17 protein-coding genes, 4 tRNA genes and 1 pseudogene are annotated in these 25,567 nt (G+C 36.1%); 17 read left to right on the top strand and 5 right to left on the bottom strand.

Going from position 1 to position 25,567, the window contains the following annotated elements:
- Positions 1 to 8: 8 nt before the first annotated feature.
- The 10 genes from J4T76_RS03265 (at position 9) to nusG (ending at position 7,683) form a co-directional block, all read left to right on the top strand.
- Positions 9 to 572 carry a hypothetical protein gene (locus J4T76_RS03265; protein ID WP_267341687.1) on the top strand — a complete coding sequence of 188 codons (564 nt, stop codon included), beginning with the start codon at positions 9 to 11 and terminating at the stop codon, positions 570 to 572.
- A 283-nt stretch (positions 573 to 855) separates the two neighbouring features.
- Positions 856 to 1,659, top strand: a complete 804-nt coding sequence (gene tcdA / locus J4T76_RS03260) for a tRNA cyclic N6-threonylcarbamoyladenosine(37) synthase TcdA (protein ID WP_267341688.1) — start codon at positions 856 to 858, stop codon at positions 1,657 to 1,659.
- A gap of 317 nt (positions 1,660 to 1,976) precedes the next feature.
- Positions 1,977 to 4,673, top strand: a complete 2,697-nt coding sequence (adhE, locus tag J4T76_RS03255) for a bifunctional acetaldehyde-CoA/alcohol dehydrogenase (RefSeq protein ID WP_267356111.1) — start codon at positions 1,977 to 1,979, stop codon at positions 4,671 to 4,673.
- Between the two features lie 153 nt (positions 4,674 to 4,826).
- A tRNA-Thr gene (locus tag J4T76_RS03250) sits at positions 4,827 to 4,902 on the top strand.
- 33 nt (positions 4,903 to 4,935) lie between these two features.
- Positions 4,936 to 5,020 (top strand) — tRNA-Tyr (locus tag J4T76_RS03245).
- Positions 5,021 to 5,077: 57 nt separating this feature from the next.
- Positions 5,078 to 5,152: transfer RNA gene (locus J4T76_RS03240), tRNA-Gly, on the top strand.
- Between the two features lie 3 nt (positions 5,153 to 5,155).
- Positions 5,156 to 5,231, top strand: a tRNA-Thr gene (locus tag J4T76_RS03235).
- 184 nt (positions 5,232 to 5,415) lie between these two features.
- Positions 5,416 to 6,600, top strand: a complete 1,185-nt coding sequence (gene tuf / locus J4T76_RS03230) for an elongation factor Tu (protein ID WP_267342169.1) — start codon at positions 5,416 to 5,418, stop codon at positions 6,598 to 6,600.
- Between the two features lie 134 nt (positions 6,601 to 6,734).
- Positions 6,735 to 7,136 (top strand): preprotein translocase subunit SecE, encoded by a 402-nt coding sequence (gene secE, locus J4T76_RS03225; protein ID WP_267339719.1) that lies wholly within the window; start codon positions 6,735 to 6,737, stop codon positions 7,134 to 7,136.
- A 1-nt stretch (position 7,137) separates the two neighbouring features.
- Positions 7,138 to 7,683, top strand: coding sequence for a transcription termination/antitermination protein NusG (gene nusG, locus J4T76_RS03220; protein WP_065602493.1), 546 nt, complete (start codon positions 7,138 to 7,140; stop codon positions 7,681 to 7,683).
- A 118-nt stretch (positions 7,684 to 7,801) separates the two neighbouring features.
- Here the strand turns inward: nusG and J4T76_RS03215 are convergent, their stop codons facing one another.
- Positions 7,802 to 9,745 (bottom strand): ABC transporter ATP-binding protein, encoded by a 1,944-nt coding sequence (locus tag J4T76_RS03215; RefSeq protein ID WP_267339717.1) that lies wholly within the window; start codon positions 9,743 to 9,745, stop codon positions 7,802 to 7,804.
- 201 nt (positions 9,746 to 9,946) lie between these two features.
- On the opposite strand from J4T76_RS03215, the gene J4T76_RS11835 reads away from it, so the two are divergent.
- From J4T76_RS11835 to J4T76_RS03205, 3 genes and pseudogenes are all read left to right on the top strand, one after another.
- On the top strand, positions 9,947 to 10,135 hold the full coding sequence (locus J4T76_RS11835; protein WP_416380277.1) for a sugar diacid recognition domain-containing protein: 189 nt from the start codon (positions 9,947 to 9,949) through the stop codon (positions 10,133 to 10,135).
- Positions 10,125 to 10,437 (top strand): annotated as a pseudogene (locus tag J4T76_RS11830) (NAD-binding protein); the annotation flags it as partial. The gene J4T76_RS11835 and the pseudogene J4T76_RS11830, both read left to right, overlap by 11 nt.
- 63 nt (positions 10,438 to 10,500) lie before the next feature.
- Complete coding sequence (locus tag J4T76_RS03205) at positions 10,501 to 11,649, top strand: glycerate kinase (protein ID WP_267345111.1); 1,149 nt, start codon at positions 10,501 to 10,503, stop codon at positions 11,647 to 11,649.
- Positions 11,650 to 11,697: 48 nt separating this feature from the next.
- Here J4T76_RS03205 and J4T76_RS03200 read toward each other — a convergent pair whose 3' ends face one another.
- A complete protein-coding gene (locus J4T76_RS03200; RefSeq protein WP_267339714.1) occupies positions 11,698 to 13,701 on the bottom strand; it encodes an OPT family oligopeptide transporter in 2,004 nt (667 codons plus the stop codon).
- A gap of 231 nt (positions 13,702 to 13,932) precedes the next feature.
- On the opposite strand from J4T76_RS03200, the gene mazG reads away from it, so the two are divergent.
- From mazG to J4T76_RS03185, 3 genes are all read left to right on the top strand, one after another.
- The gene (mazG, locus tag J4T76_RS03195) at positions 13,933 to 14,721 is read left to right on the top strand and encodes a nucleoside triphosphate pyrophosphohydrolase (protein WP_267339712.1); all 789 of its coding nucleotides are present in this window, start codon (positions 13,933 to 13,935) and stop codon (positions 14,719 to 14,721) included.
- A 6-nt stretch (positions 14,722 to 14,727) separates the two neighbouring features.
- Positions 14,728 to 15,168 carry a hypothetical protein gene (locus J4T76_RS03190; RefSeq protein ID WP_267339710.1) on the top strand — a complete coding sequence of 147 codons (441 nt, stop codon included), beginning with the start codon at positions 14,728 to 14,730 and terminating at the stop codon, positions 15,166 to 15,168.
- Between the two features lie 96 nt (positions 15,169 to 15,264).
- Positions 15,265 to 15,957 (top strand): glutathione S-transferase, encoded by a 693-nt coding sequence (locus tag J4T76_RS03185; protein WP_267339708.1) that lies wholly within the window; start codon positions 15,265 to 15,267, stop codon positions 15,955 to 15,957.
- Positions 15,958 to 16,037: 80 nt separating this feature from the next.
- Here the strand turns inward: J4T76_RS03185 and J4T76_RS03180 are convergent, their stop codons facing one another.
- The 3 genes from J4T76_RS03180 to J4T76_RS03170 all read right to left on the bottom strand — a co-directional run bounded on the left by J4T76_RS03180 (position 16,038) and on the right by J4T76_RS03170 (position 23,092).
- The gene (locus J4T76_RS03180; protein ID WP_267355996.1) at positions 16,038 to 17,450 is read right to left on the bottom strand and encodes an FAD-dependent oxidoreductase; all 1,413 of its coding nucleotides are present in this window, start codon (positions 17,448 to 17,450) and stop codon (positions 16,038 to 16,040) included.
- 13 nt (positions 17,451 to 17,463) lie between these two features.
- Positions 17,464 to 21,921: a glutamate synthase large subunit gene (gltB, locus tag J4T76_RS03175; protein WP_267339705.1), complete on the bottom strand. Its 4,458-nt coding sequence runs from the start codon at positions 21,919 to 21,921 to the stop codon at positions 17,464 to 17,466.
- Between the two features lie 592 nt (positions 21,922 to 22,513).
- Positions 22,514 to 23,092, bottom strand: coding sequence for a TetR/AcrR family transcriptional regulator (locus J4T76_RS03170; RefSeq protein WP_267355998.1), 579 nt, complete (start codon positions 23,090 to 23,092; stop codon positions 22,514 to 22,516).
- Between the two features lie 871 nt (positions 23,093 to 23,963).
- Here J4T76_RS03170 and J4T76_RS03165 point away from each other — a divergent pair.
- Positions 23,964 to 25,193: an MFS transporter gene (locus tag J4T76_RS03165; RefSeq protein ID WP_267356000.1), complete on the top strand. Its 1,230-nt coding sequence runs from the start codon at positions 23,964 to 23,966 to the stop codon at positions 25,191 to 25,193.
- The last annotated feature ends 374 nt before the right edge of the window (positions 25,194 to 25,567 follow it).

The raw sequence follows: 25,567 nt of genomic DNA, 5'->3' as shown, positions 1-25,567 counted from the left end.
TAGAGAGTATGAAAAATCTTGGAGCGATCTTTACTGCATGCATTTTAATAAACATGCCAACTAATCAAGCGTTATCTGTACCTAAAACGGATGAAATTTCAATTCAATCATCTGATAAAGTCTTGTCAAAATTTAAGTTACCAGAGAAAAGTCGATTTTTTACTATCGATTTTGAAAAAACTGAAGCGTTCAATTCTAATAATATCCAGAATTTCACTGATAATTATGTCGTGCTTTATAGTAATGATTTGAATGACGCAAGAATTTTAATTATTAATGAAGTTGTCGCTAATGAAAAAGAGGCCATGCAAATATTTCTTGGGCAAGCTAAAACGCGTGGTAATCCAAAACCAGAAATCAAACTTTATAATAACGTCAAATATATTGATGGTATTGATTCCAGATTAAACAGACGTTATATTCTTGTCCAACAATTTGATGAGGCTAACAGTTTAGTAACAATAAAATCTTTAGTCTATCGACTCAATACTAAAAATACTGATTTTTTTGATATCATAAACCCCATTGAACCACAGCAACTGGTTGATGAATTAATCAATTTTGCTAAATAATCATTTGTGATTGTATTCGTATTTTGACGAGAACTAACCACAATAAAAGTAAATGTTCTCACCTTTATAAAAGGACAGTAATTAAAAAGTTATTAATAGCTTTAAAAAAAGCAGTTGAGTAACAATAAATACTAAAAATAATGGAGAAACGGTTAGAATTAAACATCTATTTTAGGATTATTACTCATGTAGAGGAGACCATCTATTGAGATTGGTTAACATATTGCGCTTGAATCTATGCGCTGTTAGTATGCTGGCATAATTTGATAGATGAATGGTAATTATGCAAAACACATTTTCAGAATCTTATTTTCAACGTTTTAGCGGAGTTGCACGATTATATGGTGAGTCTGCATTAACTTTTTTTTCTCGTGCACATGTCTGTGTGATTGGTATTGGCGGAGTAGGTTCTTGGGTTGCTGAATCACTCGCGCGTAGTGGTATAGGGCAAATTACCTTAATTGATATGGATGATGTGTGTGTTACTAATACTAATCGTCAGATTCACGCATTAAAATCTAATATTGGCAAACCTAAAACATCCGTCATGGCAGAACGAATTTTGCAAATTAATCCTGAATGTATTGTCAATGAAATCGATGATTTTATTAATATTGATAATGTTAGCCAATATTTGGGAACGAAACAAAATCCACGATATGATTATATTATCGATGCAATTGATAGCGTTCGTGATAAAGCAGCTGTCCTTGCTTATTGTAAGCGTCAAAAATTAAAAATGATTACAATAGGGGGGGCAGGAGGTCAAAAAGATCCTACACAAATAAAGATTGTTGATCTAGCAAAAACCATTCAAGATCCTTTAGCGGCTAAATTACGCGAAAAGTTAAAAAATGATTATAAGCTTAATAAAGACAGTAAAGGTAAATATTCCATCCCTTGCGTATTTTCGACTGAGCAGCTAACTTATCCAACTAAAAATGGTCAGATTTGTTTTGCTAAAAATCAAGCCGACAGTAATAAAAAAATGGACTGTGAATCAGGATTCGGAGCAATAACAACGGTAACAGCAACGTTTGGTTTTGTTGCTGTGAGTTATGTATTGAACAAATTATGTAACATATGATTCTCTCTCTCAATTTAAAAAAATAGTTTTTATTTTTTTAAAATAAATTCTTTTAAAGGACAATTAACGTTTGACTAAAAATAATTGTCTTTTGAGTTCCTATTGTAAATATTTTTCTTTATTTACCTTCTAAAAGTCTAAATATATCTATTGATTTAAAAAACAATCTTTTTTTTTGTTCATATATTATTGTATAAAGCGCAAATCTGATTTACGATAATGCCAATTTCGTTTTGTAATTATGTCTAAGCATTAAAAAGTTTCAAGGAAGACGCCAAACGATCCCGGTTTATTTTTTATATTTCAAGGAGAAATCTATGGCAGTAACTAATATGAATGAGTTAAATGAGTTAATGACTCGTGTGAAGAAAGCACAAGAAACTTATTCAAATTATACTCAAGAGCAAGTCGACAAAATCTTCGTAGCAGCAGCAACAGCGGCCGCCGCAGCTCGAATCCCTCTCGCACAACAAGCAGTTGCAGAATCAGGAATGGGAATTGTTGAAGATAAAGTAATAAAAAATCTTTTTGCCGCAGAGTATATATTAAATAAATATCGTCACGATAAAACGTGTGGCGTAGTGGCTGAAAACGAACCATTTGGCACTATTACCTTAGCAGAACCTTTGGGCATCATTTGTGGTATCGTCCCAACTACCAACCCAACTTCTACCGCAATTTTCAAATCGTTAATCAGTTTAAAAACTCGCAATGCTATTGTCTTTTCACCTCACCCTCGAGCAAAAAAATCCACTATCGAAGCAGCCAAAATTGTATTAAATGCCGCAATTAAAGCTGGTGCACCGAAAGATATTATTGGTTGGATTGATGAGCCATCTATCGAATTGTCTAATGCTTTGATGCATCATGATGATATTGCAGCTATTTTAGCGACTGGTGGACCAGGTATGGTCAAAGCGGCATACAGCTCTGGTAAACCAGCACTAGGTGTTGGAGCAGGTAATACGCCAGTAATTATTGATGAAACGGCAGATTTGAAACGAGCTGTTGCTTCAGTACTGATGTCTAAAACATTCGATAATGGTATGATTTGTGCGTCAGAACAAGCGATCGTTGTAGTTGACTCTGTTTATGATGAAGTGCGTAGTTTATTATCAGAATATGGTGCATACGTTTTAAATGCTAAAGAAACTAGAGCAGTACAAGGCATTATATTGAATGATAAAGGCGCTTTAAATGCTAATATTGTAGGTCAACCAGCTATTAAAATTGCAGAATTAGCAGGATTTAAAGCTCCGGTAGGTTCAAAAGTACTTGTTGGTGAAGTAACTAAAGTTGATTTATCTGAGCCATTTGCGCATGAAAAACTTTCCCCTACTTTAGCAATGTTTAGAGCAAAAGATTTTACTGAAGCAGTTGAGAAAGCGGAAAAATTAGTAGAAATGGGGGGGATGGGTCATACCTCTGTACTTTATACAGATCAAGATAGCAACCGTGATCGTATTGATTATTTTGGCAGTAAGATGAAAACTTGCCGTATTTTAATTAATCAACCAGCTGCTCATGGTGGTATTGGTGATTTGTATAACTTCGATTTAGCGCCATCTTTAACATTAGGTTGTGGTTCTTGGGGTGGAAACTCGGTATCTGAAAATGTTGGACCGAAACACTTACTAAACAAAAAAACCATCGCTAAGAGAGCAGAAAACATGTTATGGCACAAATTACCAAGTTCTATCTATTTTAAACGGGGCTCATTGCCTGTTGCTTTAAGTGAAGTTGTCGAACAAGGCGCAAAACGAGTATTTTTAGTAACCGATAAATTCTTATTTAACAATGGTTACTCAAAACAAATCACTGATCAATTAGAATCGCAAGGCGTTATCTGTGAAACATTTTATGATGTTGAAGCCGATCCAACGTTAAGTGTGGTTCGAAAGGGTACTGAATCAATGACATCCTTCCAACCTGATACTGTTATTGCTTTAGGTGGTGGTTCACCAATGGATGCGGCTAAAATTATGTGGGTTCTTTATGAACACCCTGAGACCAAATTTGATGAGCTAGCATTACGCTTTATGGATATTCGTAAACGTACCTGCCATTTCCCTAATATGGGTAAAAAAGCGAAACTAATTTGTGTTACAACCACTTCTGGTACAGGTTCTGAAGTGACTCCTTTTGCTGTAGTTACTGATGATGCTACTGGTCAAAAATATCCTTTAGCTGATTATGCAATTACTCCAAACATGGCTATTGTTGATGCTAACTTAGTAATGAATATGCCAAAATCACTTTGTGCTGCGGGTGGTTATGATGCAGTAACTCATGCTTTAGAAGCTTATGTTTCAATTATGGCAACGGAGTTTTCTGATGGGCAAGCATTACAAGCATTAAGCATGTTAAAAGCTTATTTACCTGCTAGCTATAAAGAAGGGGCTAAAAATCCACTGGCTCGAGAAAAAGTACATAGTGCTGCAACATTAGCTGGTGTTGCTTTTGCTCAAGCATTTTTAGGTGTTTGTCACTCTATGGCGCATAAGATTGGTGCTGCATTCCATATTCCTCATGGGGTGGCAAATGCAATGCTAATTAGTAATGTGGTGCGTTTTAACGCAACCAATAAACCTACTAAACAAGGCACCTTTAGCCAATATGGTTATCCTAAAGCTGTTAGCCGTTATGCTGAGATAGCTGATCATTTAGGTTTAACTGCTGTAGCTGATAAAGATGAGAAGAAAGTTGAGAAATTAATTGGTTGGTTAGATCAATTAAGAAAAGAACTTGATATTCCATTCTCAATTAAAGAGTTTGGTGTGGATGAAAAGACCTTCTTGGCCCAAGTGGATCAACTTGCTGTTGATGCCTTTGATGACCAATGTACGGGTGCTAATCCACGTTATCCTCTAATTGCTGAATTAAAACAAATCCTACTTGATACATATTATGGTCGTGCATATCAAGATAATGGAGATATTAGCGAGGAAGTTGCTGTACATACAGCAGCCAAAGGCGTAGCAATTACTAAGAAAAAAGCGTCAAAAAAGAAATAATTTAATACATTATTTTTGATCTAAAAAAAGCCTGAAATAGCCTAAATTTCAGGCTTTTTTGTATTTTTTGATTTATTTTTAAGCAAACAAAATAAAATTTGTTTTTTTTGCTTGCAAGGTTAAATGTTCTAGTACATAATGCGCAGCACTTAGGCCGGCTTAGCTCAGTAGGTAGAGCAACTGACTTGTAATCAGTAGGTCGCCAGTTCGATTCCGGCAGCCGGCACCATTTTCCTAAGTAGACAAATTAATAAAGATTCGGGGTGGGGTTCCCGAGCGGCCAAAGGGAGCAGACTGTAAATCTGCCGTGTCACACTTCGAAGGTTCGAATCCTTCCCCCACCACCATGTAATCTGATATTAGCAATAGCTAATCGAAGCATTTAGGTAGCCGAGTTTGAACATGCGGGCATCGTATAATGGCTATTACCTCAGCCTTCCAAGCTGATGATGCGGGTTCGATTCCCGCTGCCCGCTCCAATTGCTGATATAGCTCAGTTGGTAGAGCGCACCCTTGGTAAGGGTGAGGTCGGCAGTTCAAATCTGCCTATCAGCACCATTCTTGTTATTCTCCTAAACTTCTAAAAATATCGAATTTGCCTGCTTTAAAGCTTGTCACTATACAGCTTTATCTGTTATTATTCAGAGCTAATTTTAAGTTAGTATTATGTTGATAATTTAATATGATACTTGGTTAATGTGGTGATTCACCACCGATTTGTATTACATTTGAGGGACAATCAATGTCTAAAGAAAAATTTGAACGTACAAAACCCCACGTTAACGTTGGTACAATCGGCCACGTTGACCATGGTAAAACAACTTTAACAGCAGCAATTACTTCTGTACTTTCTAAAAAATACGGCGGTCAAGCACGTGCATTCGATCAAATCGATAATGCACCAGAAGAAAAAGCACGTGGTATCACCATCAACACTTCACACGTTGAATACGATACCCCGACTCGTCACTACGCACACGTAGACTGCCCGGGCCATGCTGACTATGTTAAAAACATGATCACTGGTGCGGCACAAATGGACGGTGCTATCTTAGTAGTAGCAGCAACAGATGGTCCTATGCCACAAACTCGTGAGCACATTCTTTTAGGTCGTCAAGTAGGTGTTCCATACATCATCGTATTTTTAAACAAATGCGATATGGTTGATGATGAAGAATTATTAGAATTAGTTGAAATGGAAGTACGTGAACTTCTATCTCAATACGATTTCCCAGGTGATGACACTCCAGTCATTCGTGGTTCAGCGTTAAAAGCGTTAGAAGGCGATGCAGCATGGGAAGAAAAAATTGTTGAATTAGCTGAAGCTTTAGACAGCTATATCCCGGAACCAGAGCGTGATATCGATAAACCATTCCTACTTCCAATTGAAGACGTGTTCTCAATTTCAGGACGTGGTACAGTGGTAACAGGTCGTGTAGAACGTGGTGTAATCAAAGTTGGTGAAGAAGTTGAAATCGTTGGTATCAAACCAACAACAAAAACAACTTGTACTGGCGTTGAAATGTTCCGTAAATTGCTAGACGAAGGTCGTGCGGGTGAAAACGTTGGTGTCTTACTACGTGGTACAAAACGTGAAGAAATCGAACGTGGTCAAGTATTAGCAAAACCAGGCTCAATCACACCACATACTGATTTCGAATCAGAAGTATATATTCTAAGTAAAGATGAAGGTGGTCGTCATACTCCATTCTTCAAAGGCTACCGTCCACAGTTCTACTTCCGTACAACTGACGTAACTGGAACAATCGAGTTACCAGAAGGCGTAGAGATGGTAATGCCAGGTGATAACATCAAAATGACTGTATCATTAATTCACCCAATCGCAATGGCAGAAGGCTTACGCTTTGCTATCCGTGAAGGTGGTCGTACTGTTGGTGCTGGTGTTGTTGCTAAGGTTATTAAATAATTAAGTTATTCGCTACCATAGAAAGGGTGTCTTTTGATGCCCTTTCTTATCTGGTCTGTTTAGCAAAATGTTTTTAAGAAAAGAGCATTTTGGAAAATAGATAATATTATAAATAACATAATCGTAGGTTTTATATGCTAGTAAGTAACGAGAGTCAAGATACAAATGCTATTCTAGACAAATTTAAATGGGGTTTAGTTTTAGTATTGATTGCGTTTATTGTTTGGGGCAATTTTTATTTTTCTGAACCTAATGATATATATCAACCTAATACGATCGTTCGGATTATTGCCGTTGTGGTGATTTCAGCATTAACTTTATTTATTGCATTTACAACAGGTAAAGGCAAATCATTTATATTATTTTTACAAGAATCAAGAAAAGAATTAAGAAAGGTTGTATGGCCAAGTCGTAAAGAAACGGTACAAACCACCTTATTAGTTGCCGCCATCACAGTGGTTGTTGGTTTAGCGCTTTGGGGAATGGATTCTTTATTCCGTTCAGTAGTCTTTTATTTAACATCAATAGGGCGTTGATATGAGTGAAACACAACAAAAACGATGGTATGTTATTCAAGCTTATTCTGGTTACGAAGCGCGTGTTGCACAATCATTACGTGAATATATCAAGTTACATAATATGGAAGATTCATTCGGTGAAGTACTTGTACCAACCGAAGAAGTCGTTGAAATGAAAAGTGGTCAACGTCGTAAAAGTGAACGTAAATTCTTCCCTGGTTATGTTTTAGTTGAAATGATGATGAATGATGCAACTTGGCATTTAGTCAAAAGCGTACCAAGAACTATGGGTTTCATCGGTGGTACCTCAGATAGACCAGCACCTATCAGTCAGCGTGAAGTTGATGCTATTATGAATCGTTTACAACAAGTTGGTGATAAACCACGTCCTAAAACGTTATTTGAACCAGGTGAACTTGTTCGTGTTAATGAAGGACCGTTTGCAGACTTTAATGGTGTTGTTGAAGAAGTTGATTATGAAAAAAGTCGCTTAAAAGTATCGGTTTCAATTTTTGGTCGTTCTACACCTGTTGAACTTGATTTTAGCCAGGTAGAAAAAAGCTAAAATTTTATTAGAATTTATTCATTCTGTTACAAGTTAAAAAAATCACAGAATTAATTCTGTGATTTTTTTTGCTTATTAACTGAGAAATAATTTAAACATCTTATTTTAGACATTAATACTAATTATTTCTTACTTCAAACTCTTCAAGTTGTTGCTGAATATCTAACCATTTTAATTCAGTATCTTCTAATTCATTTTTCAATTGGCTCTGTTTCAAAAGTAACGCAGTTAATTCTGTTTTTTTATCGGCTTCATACACAGTTGGATCGGCTAATTGTTGTTCGAGTGTGTGTAATTGGCTCGTTAATCGTGTAAGCATGTGTTCTTCTTTTTCAAGCTGTTTCTTCAGCGGCTGCATTTGCGCACGTCGTTGTGCATCTTTACGTTTTTGTTCCTTACGATCTAAAGCCGAAACATTTTGAATAGCTGTTTTTTTGATAATCTCCTTTTCAATTTTATTCTCTTGATCTATCGTTTGATTTTCAGCTTTTTGTTCGTTAGATAACCATTTTTGATAATCTTCTAGATCACCATCAAAAGGTTCCACTTTATGATCATGAACTAAGTAAAATTCATCCGTTGTTGATCGTAATAAATGACGATCATGCGACACGACCACTAATGCTCCTTCAAACCCAATAAGCGCTTCAGTGAGTGCTTGACGCATATCCAAATCTAAATGGTTTGTTGGTTCGTCTAATAAAAGCAGATTAGGTTTTTCCCATACAATTAATGCCAAAACAAGGCGAGCCTTTTCACCACCCGAGAAGGTTTTTACTGGATCTTTAACTTTATCCCCATGAAAATCAAATCCCCCTAAATAATTACGTAATAATTGTTCAGTTTTATTTGAATCAGCAATTCGAGAGAGATGCCAAAGTGCAGATTCATCAGGCCTTAGATATTCTAATTGATGTTGAGCAAAATATCCGAGTTGAATACCTTGAGCAAGGTTTATATGTCCCTCTTTAGGTGCAAGCTCGCCAGCCAGTAATTTAATTAAGGTTGATTTTCCAGCACCATTACGGCCCAATAGACCTATTCGAGAACCCGGGACTAAGTTTAATTTAATTTGTTCCAGCACAATTTTGTCATCATAACCAGCAACAACTTTTTCCATCATTAATAATGGATTTGGTAAAAATTCCGGTTTTTTAAAATTGAAATGGAATGGATTATCAACATGAGCAGGGGCAATGAGTTCCATTCTTTCTAGCATTTTAATACGGCTTTGAGCCTGTTTAGCTTTGGTTGCTTTAGCTCTAAACCTATCAATGTAACTTTGCAAATGTGCCACTTTAGCTTGTTGATTTTCATAGAGGGCTTGTTGTTGCGCCAGTTTAGCTGAGCGTTGAGTTTCAAATGAAGAATAATTACCAGTATATTCAAATAAACTTTGTTGCTCAATATGAATGATTTTATTGACCAGAGGATCTAAAAAATCACGGTCATGAGATATTAATATTAAGGTTCCTTGATAATTACTTAACCACTTTTCAAGCCATATAACGGCATCTAAATCAAGATGGTTGGTAGGTTCATCAAGTAATAATAAATCCGAACGGCACATTAAGGCTTGCGCTAAGTTTAAACGCATGCGCCAACCACCAGAGTAGGATTTTACTGGTAGTAATAATTGCTCATTAGAAAATCCCAAACCATGCAATAGTGTGGCTGCTCTTGGATGAATTGTCCATGCATCAATATTATCCAATTTTTCATGAATAAGAGCAATTTGATGACCATCATTATGTTGATTGGCTAGGTCTAACTTTTTTTCTAATTGGCGATATTCCCGATCACCATCAATAACATACTCAATTGCTGGTATATCTAATGCAGGGGTTTCTTGATTTACCCATGCCAGTTGCCATAGGCTAGGAAAGGTTAACGTACCTGCATCCGCTTCAATTTCACCTTTAATGAGTGAAAATAAAGTAGATTTGCCACAACCATTTTTACCAACTAATCCGACCTTTTGTTTAGGGTTTATTGTGGCAGAAGCTTTATCTAAGAGTACATTAACTCCGCGGCGAACTTGGATGGAATCAAATACTATCATGATTAAGTCACCTATGATTCAATGTAAAATGGGTTATTCTAACAAAAATAATGCATATGCAAAATTAGAATAGGAATTATTATGGTAAACTGCCGATGGTTGTATCATTGGTAGAGTGGTGATTTAGAACGTATTGGGGAATTACATTAAGGGGCAATACTATCTATATCTCAAAAAAGAATTGTTTCTATTGATGGTACAATGGTTAAATGTCTGAAAGGGATTAAGTCTGGCATCAATTTATCATTAACGCTCAACGATCGCATAGTGGGTGTCATTGGTTTAACCGGTGAACCATCAGATATTAGGCAATTTAATAAGTTGGTCTGTAGGACGGCAAAAAATGATGATGGGGCAAACCCAATTATTACAAGAAGTTTTAGCAACTAAAGCTGGTGTAAACCCTGAATTAGTTTATCAAGCAATTCGCGGGGGATTAGCTGGATGTACTGTATTAGATGCTAAAGCTCCAATGGTTTTGAATCGTAATTTCAAACAGGTTTTAGAATTGATTTACATTTTAAGGATTTACAAAATGCGTTAGATACTTCTCATGGTATTGGTACGTCATTGCCATTAACGGTAGCTTTAATGGAAATGATGTAAGCCTAAAAACTGATGATAAGGGAGAATGTAATCATAGTGCATTAACGCGTTACTATAAGCGTTTAGCAAAAATAGAAATGAAATAATTAAGGTTAAAATTGAGTATGGTGACATACTCAATAACTTTGAGTCATTTGATAAGGATAGATATGAAAATTGTCATTGCTCCTGATTCTTTTAAAGAAAGTCTAAGTGCTATTGAAGTTGCTAATATAATTAAAAAGGGATTTTTAAACGTTTATCCACAGGCTGAATATTATTTAATTCCAGTTGCTGATGGAGGAGAAGGAACTGTTGATGCAATGGTTGATGCATTAAATGGTAATAAAATCACAGTGACGATTACTGATCCATTAGGTGAAAAAGGTTTGGCTTTTTATGGCATTTCAGGAGATGGACAAACAGCTGTGATAGAGATGGCTTCAGCAAGTGGTCTTGAGCGTGTACCCATTAATAAACGAGATGCTAAAATCACGACCTCATATGGTACTGGAGAATTAATTAAAGATGCTTTGGATAAAGGTTGTAAAAAATTTATTATTGGTATAGGCGGTAGTGCCACAAATGACGGCGGTGCTGGAATGTTGCAAGCATTAGGTGTTAAGCTTTTAGATGAATATGGTCATCAAATCGGTTATGGTGGTATTTCATTAAGTGATCTTGATACAATTGACATTAATGAAATTGATCACCGAATTAAAGATTGTGATTTTGAAGTTGCTTGTGATGTGACTAATCCTTTAACTGGTGAAAATGGTGCTTCATTCATATTTGGACCACAAAAAGGAGCGTCACAAGCCGATGTTCATTTGCTTGATAAAAATCTTAAACATTATGCCCAAGTAATAAAAAAAAGTTTTAATCTCGATATTGAATTCATCCCAGGAACTGGTGCAGCTGGTGGAATGGGAGCGGCATTATTAGCATTTATGAATGCTAAATTAAGGCCTGGAATCGAACTTATTACTGAAACTTTAAATTTAGATAAATTTATTTCGAATGCTGATTTAGTGATTACTGGTGAAGGGCAATTAGATTATCAAAGTATCAATGGTAAGGTTCCTGTAGGTGTTGCTCGTATTGCTCAAAAATATCAAAAACCTGTTATCGCAATTGTTGGAAGTTTAGGTGATCAGGCAGAAGCTATTTATCCTTACGGGATTAATGCTATGTTTAGCATTTTAAGTAAAGTTACTACTTTATCCGAAGCTCTAGATCCAACAGCAGCAAGTGCTAATCTTCTTCAGACATCAACGAATGTAGCTTTGACACTTAAATTAGGAAATACTCTCAAATAAGTTATAAGTACCCTTTATCAAAATAAGATAAAGGGTATTATAATGGAGTTATCGTTTAAGAACGGATAACGCTCGGCGAATAAATAACACACAAACAGCTGCAAAAACAAATAATCCTAGATATTGAGGTAATATCCCTAAATCAGCTGATATGGCAAGTGGAGTATTACTGCCGCCACTAGCAATGCTAATTACAATCACAACCGCTAAAATTACCCCGACTAAGCTCTCACCAACAATCAGGCCTGAAGCAATTAATGCTGCTTTTCGATCGACCTTTTTATATTCTTCTTCTGGATCCAACTTATGCATTTTTGCTTTTACATAAGTATTACGTTTTATAATCCACGATAATACTGTTCCGACGAAAATAGGCATAGTAATGCTAGGTGGCAGGTAAATACCTAAACCAACAGCAAGGGCAGGCAATCTAAATTTGGAGTTATTGGCAGCTAAAACTAAATCAATAGCGATAATAACAGCACCAACAGCTAAGCCTATTATGATCATAGTCCAGTCAAGATTATGTGAAAAAATACCTTTAGCAATGGTTGTCATAAGGGTTGCTTGTGGTGCTGCTAATACTTGTGATTGATCCATATCAGGACGAGGAACCGCACCTGTGAAGCCATAAGCGTTGTATAAGATTTCTAAGATGGGTGCAATGACAATAGCGCCAACAATACAACCGATTAATAATGCAACTTGCTGTTTCCATGGTGTGGCTTGGACTAAATAACCGGTTTTTAAATCTTGCAGGTTATCATTAGAAATACAGGCCACAGCTAAAACAGCACTGGTGGTAAATAGCGCGAGAGCGGTTGCAAAATTAGTACCTTCTATAGAGTTCAACATACCATTTACTTCGCCTAAACCAAGTAAGATAAGTGAAATAACAATAGCAGCAACAATCGCAATGCCTGATATTGGACTAGCGGATGATCCAACCAATCCTGCCATATAACCACAAGCAGCCGCTACTAAAAAGCCCATAATAAATGCAAATAACACTGCACATATGACTAAAGACCATGCTATGCCTAATGGTAATCCACTATCAGCAATAAATGCATAAAAGGTAACGAGTAAAACCATCAATATCCCTGCCATAACTAAGAATATCGTTTTAGGTGATAAATCTTGATCTGTTGGCGCAATATCACTTGCTGACACGTCAGCACGCATGGTTTTAAATGAAATTTTTAAGCCTTCAATTACGGGTTTAATTAAAGTAAGTAATGTCCAAATAGCCGCGATAGCAATAGTACCGGCACCAATAAAGCGAATATCTTTAGCCCAAAACCCCATAGCAATTTGTGATAAAGGTTGACTTGTATCATAATCACTCATTAGACTTAAAATTGGAATGCCAAATAGCCAAGCAATAATTGTCCCAACTAATACTGCGATACCTGACATAATGCCTATCAAGTAACCAGCACTCAAAAGAGCTAACGAAAACCCCATTGGCAGTTGAAAAATGGATTTACCAGCGGTAAACCAATAAGCCGTGCTGTCCGATAGCACTCTAAAACCATTCGTTAATAAACTCACAATGGAAGCTAACACACCACCAAATAAAATATCTTTTAGTCCGTTATTCGCTTCGTTACCTTCTGTTTTGGAGCCGGCTTTTAATATTTCAGCGGCAGCAACCCCCTCTGGATAGGGTAAATTACTTTTGACCACCATAACATGACGCAATGGGATTGAAAATAGCACCCCTAACATTCCACCCGCAGCACAAATTGCAAGTGTTAACCAAACAGGAAAACTTTGCCAATATCCAATCATCAATAAGCCCGGTAAAACAAAGATAATTGAAGATAATGTGCCCGCAGCGGAAGCTTGGGTTTGCACCATATTGTTTTCTAAGATAGTCGATCCTGAAAACATTCTTAATATTGCCATTGAAATTACTGCTGCAGGTATAGCCGATGAAAATGTTAATCCGACTTTTAAGCCAAGATAGACATTTGATGCAGTAAAAATGACAGTGATAAAAGCACCTAAAATTGTGCCTCTTAATGTAAGTTCTCGTAAATTATTCATATTATGTCATTAAGTTAATTTGATAAGGGGGTATTATATACTTAATTCGCTTTTATCGACTAGAGGTTCTGTAAATAACAGAATATTTAAGCTTTTTAACATTCTTTTCAGTAGAATTTTTACCCGTTATACTAAAAATTCATGTTAATTATAATGTAAAATAATAACCGATTTTAACTTAAAAGCTTTACAATAAGTGATCATTGGTAGATTCATGGAGGTATTGTTAACGTGACCGGATTAAAACGCTTACAAGCTATTACTAAGCGGCTTCGTAATCCTATTGATGGTTGTGAATGGGATAAAGTACAAACTTTCACATCATTGAAACTTTATACTTTAGAAGAAACCTACGAAGTTTTAGATGCAATTGATCATCAAGATATGCAAGAACTGAAAAATGAATTGGGCGATTTATTATTCCAAATCATTTTTTATGCTGATTTAGCTAGTGATCAAGGAGAATTCAATTTTGATGATGTTTGTAATGCTGTTGCCGATAAGTTAGTCAGTCGTCATCCCCATATTTTTACCAATAAAACAAAAGAAAAGCCCAATTGGGAACAACTAAAACAACAAGAACGTGATAAACGTGCGCAATATTCAATATTAGATGATATACCCAATTCTATTCCAGCTTTAATGAAAGCCGAAAAAATCCAAAAACGATGTGCTTCGGTCGGATTTGATTGGAATCAATTACAACCAGTGTTAGATAAAGTAAAAGAAGAAATTGGTGAAGTAGAGCATGAGCTCAATCAAAATGAACGTGATCATCAAAAAATCGAAGAGGAGCTTGGTGATCTGTTTTTTGCTACTGTAAATTTAGCTAGACATTTAAAAATAAGGTCAGAACTTTGTTTACAACAAGCTAATAAAAAATTCGAACGGCGTTTTAAGCTGGTAGAATCGATACTCAAACAAAAAGATCGTGCTTTACTGGATGCAACACTTGAAGAAATGGAAGAGGCATGGCAAAGTGTTAAACAACTAGAACAAGATAATAAACGTTTAAAGTGAATAAAAATGACTGAACAAAAAAATGAATTGTATCAAGAAATCGAAGCATGGGCACAAAATGCCATTTTACATAGTCCAACTTGGAGTATTAATCAACTCGACTATTCCGAAAAAAGTATTACAGTTGTTGAGATGATCATTGGCGAAATGGCTGATAAAAGCTTTGGTCTTCCAGAAGAACAACTTAATATGATATCGCAAGAATATGGCTGTTATTTGTTATTAACTGCATATAAATTATATGGTGGTCAGTTTTATTGGAATCAAGAATTTGAACAACCTATGTTAATCTGCTGTGAGCCTGACTCGACTATAGCGTTATTAACGTGGAATAAAGTTAAAGGACGTTTATTGGGTGATAAAACTGATCATATTGCTTATTTCCTTGATGAATTTGGTAAAGCGACCTTTCAACCAGAAAAAGGCACACATGTGGTTTATTTATAACTTCATAAAGTGTAATATTTAAAATTCTTAATGAAAAGGTTAAGTAAGATTAGCGCCTAAAGCTAAACTTAATCTTTATTGCAAGGATGGTTGAAAATGAATTACACACTTTATATCGGCAATAAAAACTACTCTACGTGGTCTATGCGGCCTTGGGTCGTGATGAAATACTTTGATATTCCCTTTGCTGAAAAATTGGTTAAATTTGATAGTTTTGATGAAGATTCACTATTTAAAACTACGATATCATCCATTTCAAAATTTGGAACTGTTCCGATACTTATTGATAACGATCTTATCATTAACGATTCTTTAGCGATTTGTGAATACTTAGCTGAACAGCATCGAAATTTAGCACTATGGCCAACGGATATAAAACGTAGAGCAATGGCTCGTAGCTTAGTTGCAAAAATGCATTCGGGATTTCAAGCGATTCGAAATTATTTACCCATGAATATCGAGGCCGAATTGCCAGAAGTCGGGCAAATAATTTTACGTGATCACCCCGAAGTAAAAAAAGAGCTTTTGTTTTTAGATGATTTATTAACGTCTTTTTTATCTTCTAACAAATCAAATGATCGCTTCTTATTTGGTGACTTTAGTATAGCAGATGGATTTTATGCACCTTTATGCTTAAGATTAAAAAATTATCATATTCAAACAAGTTCAACTTTAGCTAATTACATTGAAACGATTTGTCATACTAAAGGTATTCAAGATTGGATAAATGAGGCGTTAAAAGAACACAGTTTTGTCACGATGGATGAACCTTATCGATTACACCGATAATTAAAGATTTTGCTAAAAAATAACCCCACTTAACCTTGCGTAAGTAGGGGTTAATCTTTGGATTTAATCTAAAAACGCAATCACACTTCTAAATAATCTAAAATTCCTTCTGCTGCTTTGCGTCCTTCGCTAATGGCAGTGACGACTAAGTCCGAGCCTCGCACTGCATCGCCGCCGGCAAAGATTTTGGCATTGGTTGTTTGATAACCTTTCATTTCTGGAGCGATAATCCGCCCTTTATCATCAAAATCAACACCATGTTCGGCTAGCCATGGTATAGCATGGGGTTTAAAGCCAAATGCCATAATTATAGCATCAGCAGGAAGGACAAATTCTGAACCTTCAATAATTACCGGTGAGCGGCGGCCTTTAGCATCTGGCTCACCTAATTCAGTCCTGACCATTTCCACGCCGGTAACGTGTCCGGTATTGCTAATTTCTATACTTAATGGCTGTACATTAAATTGAAATTGTACCCCTTCCTCTTTGGCATTTTTGACTTCGCGTTTAGAGCCTGGCATATTGGCTTCATCACGACGATAAGCACATGTTACTTCGCTTGCGCCTTGACGAATTGAAGTTCGTACACAATCCATCGCGGTATCCCCCCCACCTAATACAACTACACGCTTATTTTTCATGTCGATGTATGGGGTATCTTTGGTTTGTTCATGATGCATTATGTGCTTAGTATTGGCGATCAAAAATGGTAACGCATCATAAACGCCGTTAGCATCTTCATTTTCAAGTCCTGCGCGCATTGATTGATAGGTACCTGTTCCAATAAAAACAGCATCAAACTCATTAAGTAACTCAGATAATTGAACTGTTTTTCCTACTTCGGTATTTAGACGAAACTCAACTCCCATCTCGGTAAAAATTTTACGACGGTTAATTAATACTTCCTTATCCAATTTAAATGCAGGAATACCAAAGGTTAATAGCCCACCAATTTCAGGATGACGATCAAAAACTACCGGTGTTACACCATTACGTACTAAAACATCAGCGCAAGCAAGTCCTGCAGGACCCGCACCAATAATGGCGACTTTTAATCCCGTTTTTTCAACATTAGTTAAGTTAGGTTTCCAGCCCATTTTAAAGGCTTCATCGGTAATATAGCGTTCTATATTACCGATAGTAACAGCGCCAAACTCTGCGTTTAAGGTGCATGATCCTTCACAAAGTCGATCCTGAGGGCAAACACGGCCACAAACTTCCGGTAAACTATTAGTTTGGTGAGAGAGTTCAACTGCCTCTAAAATTTTACCTTCGTTAACTAATTTTAGCCAATTCGGAATATAGTTATGCACAGGACAACGCCATTCACAATATGGGTTACCACAAGCCAAACAGCGATCGGCTTGGGCTTGAGATTGCGCAGGGGAAAATCCTTCGTAAATTTCAACAAATTCTATTTTACGAATATTCAACGGTTTTTTTGGCGGATCGACACGTTGTAAATCGATAAACTGATAAACATTTTGACTCATTTTCGTGCTCTCCTTACTGTGCTTGAACGCGTAGTTCTGCTGATGAACGACTACGATGACCAAGCAGCGCTTTTACATCGCTCGATTTAGGTTTAACTAAAACAAATTGTTTAGCAAAATCTTGCCAATTCGCTAGAATTTCTTCAGCGCGTGATGAGTGAGTAAGTTGAGCATGCTCCATGATTAAGCCTCGTAAGTGCTCTTCATGTATTGAATAATCAGCAACATTTAGCATTTCGACTAACTCTTTATTGATACGTTTATGAAAATCACCATCAGCATCTAAAATATAGGCAAATCCACCAGTCATACCGGCACCAAAGTTAACCCCAGTTTTACCCAATACACAAACAATCCCGCCTGTCATATATTCACAGCCATTATCACCAATGCCTTCAACCACACTGATGGCACCTGAATTACGTACGGCAAAACGTTCACCGGCACGACCTGCGGCAAATAATTTACCGCCAGTTGCACCATATAAACAGGTATTACCGGCGATGGTTGCTTCATGGCTTAAAAACGCCGAACCTTGAGGAGGTCGAATTACAATGCGACCTCCTGCCATGCCTTTACCAACATAGTCATTAGCATCACCTGTCAGAGTTAAATCCACACCACCGGCATTCCATACTCCAAAGCTTTGACCGGCCGTGCCGTTGAAATTTAATGAAATTGGTTCTGATATTAAACCTTGATCACCATATTTTTGGGCAATATAACCTGATAGACTACTTCCCACAGAACGGTCTGTGTTTTGAATATCAAAATAGAAACTTTTACTTTTACGTGCATCAACAAACTGTTGGGTTTGCGTAAGGATCTCTTTATTAAGTACACCTTTATCAAATGGTTTATTCTCTTCAATGCAGTAAACCGGTTTACCTTCATGAGGCGTCGCTGTTTCGAGCAAACTGGATAAATCCAATTTTTGTTGTTTGGCGGTAATGCCGTCTAGTTCTAGAAGGAGATCGGTTCGTCCGATTAAATCAACAATACGACTTACTCCAAGTTCAGCCATGACCTCTCTTGTATTACGAGCAATAAATCGGAAATAGTTCATGGCTTTTTCTGGTAAACCATGATAATGCTCATTCCGTAATTTTTCATCTTGAGTTGCAACACCGGTTGCACAATTATTAAGATGACAAATACGCAGATATTTACAGCCTAATGCAACCATTGGTCCTGTACCAAATCCAAAGCTTTCTGCCCCTAAAATAGCAGCTTTTACAATATCTGTACCAGTTTTTAAACCACCATCAACTTGTAAACGTATTTTGTGACGTAATCCGTTAGCAACTAAGGATTGTTGAGTTTCAACAAGTCCTAGCTCCCAAGGTGAGCCAGCATATTTAACTGATGTTAATGGACTGGCGCCTGTTCCACCATCGTAACCCGAAATAGTGATTAAATCGGCATAAGCTTTAGCCACGCCAGTTGCAATGGTACCCACACCCGGTTCGGAAACCAATTTAACTGAAATCATTGCATTAGGGTTAATTTGTTTTAAATCGAAGATTAGCTGTGCTAAATCCTCAATAGAGTAAATGTCGTGATGAGGTGGTGGTGAAATTAGGGTTACGCCAGGAACAGAAAACCGTAATTTAGCAATATAAGGTGTGACTTTATCGCCTGGTAGTTGACCACCTTCACCTGGTTTAGCACCTTGTGCCACTTTAATTTGAATTACATCTGCACTCATTAAGTAACCAGGAGTTACCCCAAAGCGACCAGATGCCACTTGCTTAATGCGAGAAACTTTGATGGAGTTATAGCGCGCAGGATCTTCTCCACCTTCACCAGAATTTGAATACCCCCCTAAAGTATTCATTGCTATGGCAAGTGATTCGTGCGCTTCTGGGCTAAGTGCACCAATTGACATTGCTGCTGAGTCAAAACGTTTAAATAAAGATTCTTCCGGTTCGACTTCATCAAGTGCAATAGCCTCATTTTCGGGTGGATTAAGTTTTAATAAATCGCGCAATGTAGCGACAGGGCGATTATTAACGATATCGGCATAACGTTTATAATCTTCATAGTTGCCATTATTGACAGCGAGTTGTAAAGATTGCACAACATCAGGATTATAAGCATGATATTCGCCGCCATAAACAAATTTAAGTAATCCGCCTTGATCTAAAGGTTTACGACGTAACCAAGCACTTTTTGATAAGTTAAATTGATCTTGAGCAAAATCATCAAAATTCGCACCACTGATACGACTAGTAACCCCTTGGAAACAGAGGTCAACCACATCTTTATGTAACCCTACAGCTTCAAAAAGTTTTGAACATCGATAAGAGGCAACAGTTGAGATCCCCATTTTAGACATGATTTTATATAGACCTTTATTGATCCCATTACGATAATTTAAAATAGCTTCGCGGTAGGATTTTTTGATGGTCCCATTATCGACCATTTTTGCCAAAGTTTCGTATGCTAAATAAGGGTAAACGGCTGTGGCACCAAAACCGATAAGTACGGCAAATTGATGAGGGTCGCGGCAACTACCTGTTTCGACAATAATGTTTGCATCGCAGCGTAAATTCTTTTCAACTAATCGTTGCTGCACAGCACCTAATGCCATAGGTGCTGGAATAGGTAAGCGATCTGCTGCGATATTTTTATCTGATAGGATCAGTAATACTGTACCATTACGTATTTTTGCTTCAGCATCACCACATAACTGCTCAATAGCATCGCGTAAACTACCATCAATATCATAAGTCATATCAAGTTTTTCAGATTTATAATAGCGAGACTCTAAAGAGACTAACTGCTCAAGATCAGAATAAACTAAAACCGGATATTTAAATGCTACACGATGTGCTTGTCCTTCTGCTTCGGCAAACACATTCATTTCACGACCAATACTGGTAGAAAGTGACATTACGTGCGCTTCCCGCAATGGATCAATTGGTGGGTTGGTGACTTGAGCGAATTTCTGTCTAAAGTAATCATAGATAAGGCGTGGTCTGCCTGATAATACCGCAAAAGGAGTATCATCTCCCATAGATCCCGTGGCTTCCTGACCATTTTCACCTAAAACACGAATACATTGATCAATTTCTTCACTACTATAACCAAATTGTTTTTGATACGTTGCCAGTAAGACATCGTCGTAGATACCTGAACCAATATTGTCATCGGGTAAATCTTCAAGAGGAATGAGTCGCTTTACGTTTTTACTCATCCATTCTTTATAAGGATGACGTTTTTGTAGATCGTTATCAGTTTCGGATGATTGTAAAATACGTCCCTCTTCCGTATCAATAACCATCAGTTCTCCAGGACCAACACGTCCTTTAGCGACGACTTCGTCAGGTTGATAATCCCAAATACCAATTTCTGATGCACAGGTAATAAGTTTATCCGTGGTAATGACATAGCGTGCTGGGCGCAAACCATTACGGTCTAAATTACAGGCTGCATAACGACCGTCAGACATAACAATGCCTGCTGGCCCATCCCATGGTTCCATATGCATTGAATTAAAATCAAAAAAGGCACGTAAATCTTCATTCATATCAGGATTATTTTGCCATGCAGGTGGTACAAGCAAGCGCATAGCTCGTACTATATCCATACCACCCACTAAAAATAGTTCAAGCATATTATCTAATGAACTTGAATCTGAACCGGTAACATTTACAAAAGGCGCAGCATCTTGTAGATCTGGAATCAATGGCGTTTTAAATTTATAAGAACGTGCTTTCGCCCATTGTCTATTACCTTCAATAGTATTAATTTCACCATTATGGGCTAAATGTCTAAATGGTTGGGCAAGTGGCCAACGAGGAACAGTATTGGTTGAAAATCGCTGATGGAATAGGCAGATTGCTGTTTCCATACGTAAATCCGCTAGATCTAAATAAAATCTAGGTAAATCTTTAGGCATGCACAGACCTTTATAGATATTAACCTGATTTGAAAAACTACAGACATAAAAAGTATCATCTTGTACCCGTTTTTCAATACGTCGGCGCACCATATATAAACGTCGTTCTAAGTCAATTTTACTCCATCCAGCAGGAGCATTAACAAAAACTTGTTCAATTTGTGGTAATGATGATAAAGCGATTTCACCTAAAACACTTTTATCAATAGGAACTTCACGCCAACCTAAAATAGATAAGGTTTCATTAGCAAGTTCTTCTTCAACAATATCACGGCTAGCTTGTGCTTCTTTTTTATCCTGACTTAGAAATAGCATACCAACAGCATAATTGGTGGCTAAACGCCAGCCAGCTTCTTGTGCAACGAGTCTGAAAAAACGATCAGGTTTTTGTAATAAAAGACCACAGCCATCACCTGTTTTACCATCTGATAGTATGGCTCCTCGGTGTTGCATTCTGGCAAGCCCGTGTATTGCAGTACGCACCACTTTATGACTTGGTTGCCCTTCAATATGAGCAATTAAACCAAATCCGCAGTTATCTTTTTCATGATGCTGGTTATATAACATATCATTGCCTCTAAATCATCGCTTTTATATTTTGTGAAGGTATAGGCATTAATCCCATAATGGCTAAGAAATTAAAGAAAAAAGGTATTTTGGTCAAATAAATATTACTTATAAGTCAATCTTTTAATAAGGTCTATCAGAGTTATTAATGAAGCTTATAATTGTATTTATCCTTATTATTTTCATGAGGAAAATTAATTTATTTATAACGGTATGTAATTTAATAACTATAAATTTCTCTTTTTTTGTTAAAAAAATTCAGATGATGTATATACATTTCAGTAAAAACCAGCAATCAATTAGAATGTCTAAAAGACTTACTTTAAAAGTTAAGAAACCAATTATGTTGGAGATCTGCTTACTATTTGGTGATATTTTGTAACGACATGTAGGTATTTTATCAGCTAGATTGGATAGTTGTAGCTAAGGGGTTTCTTATGTAGTAGTTAAAGTGTTTGCTGTAATCACAAAATTGGTGTTGATAATCATTTATGAATTAAACAGCAATTTACAAAAAGTAACTATAAAATTGGTAAATAAATAATGATCTCCAAAAGACATTTGTTATTTAAATTATTCGTGAAATTTACGGCTATGGAGTAAATATTTTCAATAATGTATTAATCGTTATGCGAAAATATGAGTCATCTTGTAACCCTTTTGCAGAAATGTAGGCACCTTGCAAAGTTGATATTATCAGTGTTACCGCCTCTAAAGGCGCAAGTTTATTAGAAATGCTTCCATCAGAAATTCCGCTATTTATAATGCTAGTGAATGTTTGTTGCATGAATTCAAATCCACGAGTCACTTCTGTTGCTAAAGCTTCATTTTCCATAATTGCTCTATCTCGAGCGAGTTGACCAATCAAACAACCTCTATCTATATTACGAGATTTTAGAAGAAGATCTGAAAGTTTATTGTATGCATCTTTATCTGAATTTAGAATTGAAGTATTAAAGTTTATTAATTGTTCTACATTGTATTTTATTGCGTATAGGGACAAATCCTCTTTACCTGTAAAATAGTGGTAGAGACTACCTTGACCGACTTCTGCTCGAGTCAAAATGTCATTTGGACTAGTACTAGCTAGACCTTTTTCCAACAAAAGATCGGCCATTGCTTTGATTAGCTTTTCTCTCGAATTTCGTTTAGTGTTTTGGTTATTATTCATTTTCTTCACAAAATACCATTATACCGATCAGTAATATTGACATGTTTAATTGAATAATTATTTAAACAGTAAAATTATATCTACTAAATGGTTTAATTCTTGTTGCTTTCTTTGTCCTACTAACTAATAACTTTAGATAGGTTGTCATTAATAACTTTTGTTAAAACAATTTCAACTTTTCTATAAACAAGTATACCATCCATCGTTCTTGAATTAATTACTTTTTAATAGTATTAATTAGTTATTGATGTGTCACTTCTTTCTCTATTTTTAAAATAACATTAATAATTAAAACTCTGTCATGGCTTGAGTAATAACTATCATAATACTTATTTAATATCAACGTTTACAAGTAGTACATCTAACTAAATGCGTTGTGTATGAAAGTTTTAAATAATGAAATGTTTATTTTCATATTATAATACATATTATTATTTGATTTTTTCTCATCATTAACTGCATTTGCAGATTTTCGTATGACATCAATTTAGTAATGAGATAATGTAGGATTATCAGTATTACATTTCTCATGTATTATAACTCGCTAATTATTGTTTGTTAAACTTAATGTAACTGATTGTTTTATAATGTAATCTTATATTATATGGATTTATTTCCAGAATATGTATAAACATCACTTAATAAGATAAAACTATTAATCATTACATTAGTCATCATTATTGCCCATTACTTTCATACCAAAAAATACCAATTAGTCTATTTTTGATAAAATAAATAATAACTTCATCAGATAATAATTAATGTCAATTATTCATTTATATATCTAATTTTATTTTTATATACAAATATTTCAAGTTATGTTTAAATACATACTAGTAGGTATTTAATTGAAAATAAGGATCACGAAAGAATGAAAAAAAATAATTATCGTTGGTTTGTGCTTGGAATAGGTGTACTTGCACAAGCAACATTCGCCATGGGGTTTGCAGGAATTCCTATAACGGGAATTTTGATGCGTGATGTGTATCATTTTTCGTTATATGAGCTTGGTTTTGTATTAGGTTCAATGGGGCTAGGAGTTGCCGCTTCAGAGATAATTTGGGGAATCCTTACCGATAAACTAGGCGATAAGACCGTTCTAATTTTAGGACTATGGTCATCAGCAGTGATGTTTTTGATAATTGCTATATTGTTTACATCCGAGACCTCTTCTGGTGGCGTTAAATATCTACACTTGGCAGCCGCTTTTGCAATAACAGGAGCTTTTGGGGGAAGCATTAACTCATCATCAGGAAGAACGGTGATGTCATGGTTTGATGATAGTGAACGAGGCTTTGCCATGAGTATTCGTCAAACTGCAATTCCTATTGGTGGTGCTATTGGCACGGGTTTGCTACCTTGGCTAGCTTATTCATACGGTTTTAAAGTTACTTTTATTGTTTTAGCTATCACAGCGTTTACTGTTGGTCTTATTACTGTTTTATTTATCAACTCTAAACATACTGAATTAAAAAATGCATCCCAATCTAATTTTATCTTACCTTCACCCCTAAAAAATATTGAAGTTTGGAGAGTTGTTTTGTCTGCTGGTTTCCTAACGGTACCACAAATGGCCGTACTCACTTTTGGAGGCGTCTATATGCGAGATGTGCTAAATATAAATTTGACGTTGATCTCTATCATTCTCATTGGTGTTCAGATTGGTGGGGGAATCCTTAGGATTTGGTCAGGTTACTATACGGATAAAAAAAAGAATCGTATTTCGTTATTAAAGTACTATGCTATTCTTGGTGGAAGTGCTTCTCTCGTGCTTTGTTTTATGGTTGATAATATGTATATAGGCGTTGTATTTCTTGTATTAACTGGTTTGTTTGGCCATGCATGGCATGGTATTGCTTATACAGAATCTGCAATAAAAGCTGGCGTTGAACGTGCAGGAACAGCATTAGGTATGGTCGGTACAACCGTGTTCATTTCATCGTTTTTGACACCTATTTTAGTTTCCCGTGTTGCACATGGTTATGGATGGAGAACAGTATGGGGGGCTGTGTCTATTTTAACATTTGCAGCGCTATTTTGTTTCATATTTTCAAACAACAAAAAGTCTTTTAAATACATTGGTGATATTAATAAATCCTAAAAACGATTATGCAAAAAATTTGATAGTTCCATCTTATTGATTTTCTGGCGAAAGTGACGCTTTTATTTAGACTTGTATTTTCTTCATGAAATTAATACTCCGCCAACATTTGAGTGATTAAATAGGGAAAGGTATGAAGATTTGCTGCTCTAATAAAACATTATCAGCAAGGAAGCATAACACGTCAAGATTGCCTATTTTTTATACAAAAAATCCTTTTGCATGGATTTAAATTAATCTATTAAGTCGTAGTTGTGAATTACTGACATTAAACATAATGAATTGATTTCCTGCGAGCAAGGAATTATTCATAGCACTGCTCCAAAGTAGGCAGATTACACCTAGAATAACATTAATTTTCTGAGATCTTGGTA

It is taken from the genome of Gilliamella sp. B3022 (assembly GCF_028751545.1).
Classification (GTDB): Bacteria; Pseudomonadota; Gammaproteobacteria; order Enterobacterales; family Orbaceae; genus Gilliamella.
This window is presented reverse-complemented; position numbering and strand designations above follow the sequence as displayed.

Excerpts from the sequence above, each read along its gene's own strand:
- J4T76_RS03205 (WP_267345111.1), top strand. The coding sequence starts at position 10,501 with ATGAAAATTGTCATTGCTCCTGATTCTTTTAAAGAAAGTCTAAGTGCT.
- J4T76_RS03190 (WP_267339710.1), top strand. The coding sequence starts at position 14,728 with ATGACTGAACAAAAAAATGAATTGTATCAAGAAATCGAAGCATGGGCA.
- adhE (WP_267356111.1), top strand. The coding sequence starts at position 1,977 with ATGGCAGTAACTAATATGAATGAGTTAAATGAGTTAATGACTCGTGTG.
- J4T76_RS03165 (WP_267356000.1), top strand. The coding sequence starts at position 23,964 with ATGAAAAAAAATAATTATCGTTGGTTTGTGCTTGGAATAGGTGTACTT.
- J4T76_RS03265 (WP_267341687.1), top strand. The coding sequence starts at position 9 with ATGAAAAATCTTGGAGCGATCTTTACTGCATGCATTTTAATAAACATG.
- nusG (WP_065602493.1), top strand. The coding sequence starts at position 7,138 with ATGAGTGAAACACAACAAAAACGATGGTATGTTATTCAAGCTTATTCT.
- secE (WP_267339719.1), top strand. The coding sequence starts at position 6,735 with ATGCTAGTAAGTAACGAGAGTCAAGATACAAATGCTATTCTAGACAAA.
- J4T76_RS03180 (WP_267355996.1), bottom strand. The coding sequence starts at position 17,450 with ATGAGTCAAAATGTTTATCAGTTTATCGATTTACAACGTGTCGATCCG.
- tcdA (WP_267341688.1), top strand. The coding sequence starts at position 856 with ATGCAAAACACATTTTCAGAATCTTATTTTCAACGTTTTAGCGGAGTT.
- J4T76_RS03185 (WP_267339708.1), top strand. The coding sequence starts at position 15,265 with ATGAATTACACACTTTATATCGGCAATAAAAACTACTCTACGTGGTCT.
- tuf (WP_267342169.1), top strand. The coding sequence starts at position 5,416 with ATGTCTAAAGAAAAATTTGAACGTACAAAACCCCACGTTAACGTTGGT.
- J4T76_RS03215 (WP_267339717.1), bottom strand. The coding sequence starts at position 9,745 with ATGATAGTATTTGATTCCATCCAAGTTCGCCGCGGAGTTAATGTACTC.
- J4T76_RS03170 (WP_267355998.1), bottom strand. The coding sequence starts at position 23,092 with ATGAATAATAACCAAAACACTAAACGAAATTCGAGAGAAAAGCTAATC.
- J4T76_RS03200 (WP_267339714.1), bottom strand. The coding sequence starts at position 13,701 with ATGAATAATTTACGAGAACTTACATTAAGAGGCACAATTTTAGGTGCT.
- gltB (WP_267339705.1), bottom strand. The coding sequence starts at position 21,921 with ATGTTATATAACCAGCATCATGAAAAAGATAACTGCGGATTTGGTTTA.
- J4T76_RS11835 (WP_416380277.1), top strand. The coding sequence starts at position 9,947 with ATGGTTAAATGTCTGAAAGGGATTAAGTCTGGCATCAATTTATCATTA.